Genomic DNA, 5,297 nt, shown 5'->3' with positions numbered 1-5,297 from the left:
ACTTCGTTTTGAGCTGATACATAAAAAATAACTTAAATGCTCTTTAAAAAACGAAGGTGCTCGAAAAACGATATTGAACCTCAAGCGTGTCAAGGGTTTCAGACGCATGCAGTCAAAATGGTTACACCTCTTCTAGAGGATTGAAACTGAATCTCTAGGCAAACCAAAAACGTAATACATGCCTACATCGTCAAAATGGTTACACCTCTTCTAGAGGATTGAAACCCTTCTTGGCAACTATAAATATTTTCGTCTTAGATTTTAAAGTTCGGTAAGTCAAATAGATTAAAATGCCTAAAAAAGTTGAACCAATCCAAATAGTTAAACCATAATTATCAACTAGTTTTTTCCAATCAAAAACCCAAAAATAGAGAATAGTTATGTGACAGATCACCAATAGCAATGTTATTGAAGGTAATATTATTCTCTGAAATATCATTTATCATACCTCCTATGTAGATTTATAACTTTTTAACAAAAAATTACCATAACTTTATATTTTAAACCCGTGGTGCTAGTTGAGCGTTAAGACTCAACTAGCACCACGGGTCATTAATATTGTTTTGTTATGTTATCGATAGCTAAATTCCAAAATATAGTCTATTACTTTTGCAGAAAAAGCCACGCCGGTCTTTTCGGCTGACCGCCTCCTTGCCTATGGCAATCTGGCTGAAGCCTGCAAAGACCGGCGCTCGGTCTGTTCAATGAAGCACGGTGCAAGCGGACTCATTCCGCAGCCATGCGAAACAACTCTAGGTAGCTGCTCATTGCATCGGCAGGAGAAGAGAAAAAGCCCGATCAAAAAGAAAAAATGCCTGGTCGTCAGGTGCTGAACCGATGATAAAACCCGCTGAAAAATCAGTGGGTTTTGTGTTGATCCGGTTTTTTGTTTCTCATAGGTACGATAAAAACTTAAGATTTTTTTCTAAGGTTCTCTTTCATCAGAGAAGCAATTTTTTGGTTATCTTCATTAGTAATTTGTTCTAATCGCTGAATAATAAGTTTTTGCCGTTCTACTGAGTGGTTTTGACTCAACTTTGCCTTACCTTCGATTTTATTAATTTTGATTTTGAATCCTACAATTCCTTTAGTCATACTCTCTAAATATTTAGAATCCACTTGATCTAATTTGTATGAACTATTTGGTTCTTCATATTTCAATACCATGTCACGCAGGGAATTCATTAATTCTTGTTCATTGTCTACAATCTTTACTCTTCCGTATACATGAACAGCTACATAATTCCATGTAGGGACTGCTATATTTGTCTCGTACCAAGATGGTGAGATATAGCAATGTGGACCATGAAAAATTGCTAAGACATCCTGATTTTCTATATCATTCCATTGAGGATTAGGACGTGCAAAATGCCCATATAAGTATTCTTTATTCTTATCAAACGTTAGTGGTAGGTGGGTTGCGAATGGATTTCCATTATGTTGAGAAAACAGTGTAGCAAAACTATTGTTTTCGATAATATCGTAAATAACATCTTCATCTTGTATTTGGAAGTGTGAAGGAATATACATGTTCTCCCTTCCTTTTCTAACTATGGAATCGGATAATGATTAAAAAAGTAAAGAACGATAATAGGTACTATTTAGACAAATCACTTTATGACGACCCCTGTCACATAATAGATTATACCAATAATTTTTTATAATTAAATAAATTTATATTATTTTTACTCTTATTTACCACATAATTTCCCCACTTTATCTTTAATTCTACTTTTTGTGCGATTAAACTAATCACATAATTTACATTATATGTCTAACAATCTATTCTTTTTTATGATATACTCGTCATATAATGTTATTTTTCGAAGTGATTATTTGCTCTTCGAATCCTTTTAAACTCGTCGTATAAGTGAAAGGGTGAAAAAGATGCTCAACGAGTATGTCACTTATCTTCAAGAAAAGGGAGCTTCCCCGAACACGATCATCTCCTACACGAATGACTTGAATATCTTCTTCAACGATTTACATATTCGTCCAGGTGATTACGTCACAACGGCCGATATTCGCAAATGGATCCAGCAAATGTTGAATCCGGCGGAAGGGAAACCGTTGGCCATTTCCACGATCAATCGCCGGCTCAATTCGCTGCGGAGCTTTTATGCGTGGGCGGTCGAACATTACAAGCTCGAACAGAACCCAATGAAAGATATCCAGGATTTAAAATCGGCCGATGAAGATAACGAAAAAATTATGTGGCTAACGGAAGAAGAATTCGAGGACTTATTGCATCGGATGCGGAAAAAACCGGTGCAAAGCCGGGGAGTTGATCCCGAGGAGAAATATCGCCGGGACCGTGCGGTGGTGTATTTGCTTACCTATGCGGGATTGCGAGTGGAAGAGTTATCCAATTTAAAATTAACGGACTTAGATTTAGAGATGAAACGAATTCGAATCGTGGGAAAAGGGATGAAGGTAAGAACAGTGCCGATCTCGAATATCTTACTGGCGGAACTCGAGGATTGGTTGCAATTTCGCGCGGAAATGGCGAAAAAGAAACCGCATGTGGCCGAATCGCCATATGTCTTTTACAGCCAGCGCTCACCGAAGTTTTCCGTAAGGGGCATTCAGCGAATGATTGAAAGCTACAGCCTGCCGAATAAAAAACTGACGCCCCATATGTTCCGGCATACGTTTTGTAAGTGGATGTTAAAGGCGACGAACAACGACATTGAGAAAGTGCGGCGGCTTGCCGGCCACAGTAATATCGCCACAACGTCCCGATACTTAAAAGACAGCTATAGTGATTTGGCGGATGCTGTAGAGGCGTTGCCGAAGTTTTAATCTGAATCATTTCATTCCATAAGGGAGGAAACCGATCGATGATGGATTCATTGCAAATCATTGACAGGTATTTTGGAGACAATGCGTTTTACATGCGTAGTATTGTCGGATCTCCATTGGCTAGCCGTTTCAAAGCCGCCGGATTGCGTTCCTTGGTACGATTTAGTTGATTGAAAATGAATCTTTTTTGTTCACTATGGGTTCAAATAACATGATCCATGTCCTCGTGGAGTTGAATCGGCGACTGAAGCAGAAACTGTTTATGATTACGGGTAATTTGGCTAGTTGAGCGTTAAGACTCAACTAGCACCACGAGTATGATTATAAGTTTTTCTTTGAAAAGATTCGGATTGATATGAGCATTGAAATCGATGCCATCAAAACGGCTATAACAAAAGGTATCCAAACCTTTATAGATTGGGGTATTGGTAAGTCAATATTGAAAATATTATTATTTTGATACCATTCAATAATAGTTGGCAGCGTAAACGGAGTTAAAAAGATCATAATGAAAAAAATATATTTTGTTTTTTCATACCCAAATTTGGTTTGAACAGGAATTAATATACTGAAAAAAACAGAAATAATAAGAAGAGCTACTCCTACACTATAAATACTTAACCGTGTTAATCCATATGATGCACCAATCGCTGCAGCAAGATTATATAAAAGAAAGCACGCAATAAAAATCACGAGAATAAATACGTATTTTGCTTTAATAACACCATTTCGAGTATGTGGAGTTATACAAAGGAGAGCTGATCCTTTATATTTATCTTCTTGAAGCGAAATCATATTAAACAAAATATATTCCACAAATAAAACAGTAATAAGAAAACTTATAAAGCTGCCGTTACTTAATCCTAATTTTGAATTGATAAATATAGGTGCTACAATTGCAAAAATAAGCATAACCAATAGATACTCTTTTGCCAAAATTAAATCTTTTTTAACGAGATGAAGTAACAATTTTATCCCTCCTTTACATAAGCCAACATTACATCTTCAATGGTGGGTCTTTCTATAATAATATCTTTCATTTGCTCACAAACTTGGTCTACTTTATTAGTAATTCCTTGGAATCCAAATGGTGTTTGACGTAATCTTAAAAATAATTTAGTCGAGTGTTCATTTATTAAACTATTATCACCTTTTATCAAAGCGTGTCTTTCTAATAGTTCGTCTTTACTTTCATTGAATACGATTTCGCCATTGTCGATTAGAATAAGCATATCTGCTACTTTCTCTAAATCAGATGTAATATGAGTAGAAAAGAAAACACTTTTCCCCTCTTCCTCCATGAAATCTAAAAGTATTTCCATTAACTCATTACGAATTAATGGATCAAGCCCACTTGTTGGTTCATCCATTATTAATAAATCCGCATGGTGAGATAGAGCTAAAGTAATAGCAAATTTCATACGCATACCTTTCGATAAAGTGGCAATTTTCTGGTCTAATTTTAAATTGAAACGATTTATGTAGTTTAAGAAAACAGATTCATCCCAATTCGTATATGCCGGGGCAATAATACTCTTCATTTCTTTCAATGTCATCTCTTCATAAAAATAGCCTTCGTCTAAAACTACACCAATGCGATTTTTTATTTCGTATTCATTTTTTTCTATCTCTTTGCCAAAAAATTTAATGCTACCGTCATCTTTTGGATAAAGTCCAAGAATGGTTTTAATTGTTGTTGTTTTCCCAGAACCATTTACACCGATAAATCCTGTTATGCAGCCTTCCTTTAGTGAAAAAGTTAATTGTTCTAAGCTGAAACTACCTAACTCTTTTTTTAAGTTATTTACCTCTAAAACGGCTTTCATCATTCATCATCCTCTTCAAAAATGATATCCATCATTGAGTAAAGTTCTTCTTTATTTATTCCAAGAGTTTTAGCCATTTGCCACACTTCTGAGAGTTTTTTTTCCACCAGATGCCTTTTAAATTCCGATAACATTTCCATGTTTTCAGACGCTACAAATGACCCCTTTCCTACAATAGTTACAATAAAGCCTTCTTTCTCTAACTCTTCATATACTCTTTTCGTTGTAAGAACACTAACATGCAAATTATTTGCTAATGAACGAATGGAAGGTAGTTTTTCTCCTTCTTTTAATTCTTGACGGAGAATGGCATCTTTAATTTGATCTTTTATTTGTTGATATAAAGGTTGTTCGGAACCGTTTTTAATAATTATTTTCATAGAAAAAACCTCTTTTAACTGTATATGTATTACATATACACTATATACATAATATACAAAGTTTACAATGGTACCGTCAAGAATTTTGTGTAATGTAAGATAGATAGGGTATCTCTGAAATGGATTTGGAATGGATAGGGAACCGGTTTCCTTCACACAAGAGACTGAATATTCAGTCTCTTGTGTGGAAGGGGAAAATCCCCTTATTTTGTTTATTTACAATATTTGGTTAACAATAACGTTCTTCAAACATTCGTTGAAGGGCTTCTTGCGCTTCGGCAAATCCTCG

At 35.4% G+C, this 5,297-nt stretch carries 5 protein-coding genes; 1 reads left to right on the top strand and 4 read right to left on the bottom strand.

Translation table 11 applies throughout. The features are described from left to right. Nucleotides 1–912: 912 nt before the first annotated feature. Entirely contained in the window at nt 913–1,530 is a 618-nt protein-coding gene (locus I8U21_RS14610; protein ID WP_181732903.1) for an FMN-binding negative transcriptional regulator, read from the bottom strand. A gap of 357 nt (nt 1,531–1,887) precedes the next feature. On the opposite strand from I8U21_RS14610, the gene I8U21_RS14605 reads away from it, so the two are divergent. Further along, the gene (locus I8U21_RS14605; RefSeq protein WP_099233685.1) at nt 1,888–2,802 is read left to right on the top strand and encodes a tyrosine-type recombinase/integrase; all 915 of its coding nucleotides are present in this window, start codon (nt 1,888–1,890) and stop codon (nt 2,800–2,802) included. Nucleotides 2,803–3,123: 321 nt separating this feature from the next. On the opposite strand, the gene I8U21_RS14600 is transcribed toward I8U21_RS14605, so the two are convergent. From I8U21_RS14600 to I8U21_RS14590, 3 genes are read right to left on the bottom strand one after another with little or no spacing between them, the layout of a single operon-like run. Beyond that, nucleotides 3,124–3,771: an ABC-2 transporter permease gene (locus tag I8U21_RS14600; RefSeq protein WP_198054188.1), complete on the bottom strand. Its 648-nt coding sequence runs from the start codon at nt 3,769–3,771 to the stop codon at nt 3,124–3,126. A gap of 2 nt (nt 3,772–3,773) precedes the next feature. Beyond that, nucleotides 3,774–4,628 carry an ABC transporter ATP-binding protein gene (locus tag I8U21_RS14595; RefSeq protein ID WP_108438107.1) on the bottom strand — a complete coding sequence of 285 codons (855 nt, stop codon included), beginning with the start codon at nt 4,626–4,628 and terminating at the stop codon, nt 3,774–3,776. Then, the gene (locus I8U21_RS14590; protein WP_061579874.1) at nt 4,628–5,008 is read right to left on the bottom strand and encodes a GntR family transcriptional regulator; all 381 of its coding nucleotides are present in this window, start codon (nt 5,006–5,008) and stop codon (nt 4,628–4,630) included. The genes I8U21_RS14595 and I8U21_RS14590 overlap by 1 nt, the downstream gene beginning before the upstream one ends. Nucleotides 5,009–5,297 lie beyond the last annotated feature (289 nt).

This window comes from Thermoactinomyces sp. CICC 23799 (assembly GCF_016055145.1).
Lineage (GTDB): Bacteria > Bacillota > Bacilli > Thermoactinomycetales > Thermoactinomycetaceae > Thermoactinomyces > Thermoactinomyces intermedius.
Note: the sequence above shows the minus strand (reverse complement) of the source record. Positions and strands in the feature narration are given on the sequence as shown.

Excerpts from the sequence above, each read along its gene's own strand:
- I8U21_RS14610 (WP_181732903.1), bottom strand. The coding sequence starts at position 1,530 with ATGTATATTCCTTCACACTTCCAAATACAAGATGAAGATGTTATTTAC.
- I8U21_RS14605 (WP_099233685.1), top strand. The coding sequence starts at position 1,888 with ATGCTCAACGAGTATGTCACTTATCTTCAAGAAAAGGGAGCTTCCCCG.
- I8U21_RS14595 (WP_108438107.1), bottom strand. The coding sequence starts at position 4,628 with ATGAAAGCCGTTTTAGAGGTAAATAACTTAAAAAAAGAGTTAGGTAGT.
- I8U21_RS14590 (WP_061579874.1), bottom strand. The coding sequence starts at position 5,008 with ATGAAAATAATTATTAAAAACGGTTCCGAACAACCTTTATATCAACAA.